General features: G+C 59.8%; 1 protein-coding gene. It reads right to left on the reverse strand.

Translation table 11 applies throughout. The features are described from left to right. Nucleotides 1-241, reverse strand: a 241-nt coding sequence (locus tag C5J24_RS31675; RefSeq protein ID WP_172724214.1) for an AraC family transcriptional regulator, incomplete at both ends; no start/stop codon positions are given.

Genomic DNA, 241 nt, shown 5'->3' on the forward strand with positions numbered 1-241 from the left:
GGCAGATCGTAGGTCACGACGCCATAGCGCCCTGGCGTATATCTGAACACATGGTCGCCCAGCGTGACCTCCTTGCGCCCCTGCGCGACGAGGCATAGTTGCGGCCGATAAACATTCGGCATCGGCATCGTCACTGTGGAGGATTGAACAAGCGTCACCCGTTCGATGGGGGTGGCGTGGAAGCCATCCTTCGAGACGTGGCGGGCAATCACGGCGGCAATTTCGGTCAGTGTTTCCATGT

The organism is Neorhizobium sp. T25_27 (genome assembly GCF_002968565.1).
Lineage (GTDB): Bacteria > Pseudomonadota > Alphaproteobacteria > Rhizobiales > Rhizobiaceae > Neorhizobium > Neorhizobium tomejilense.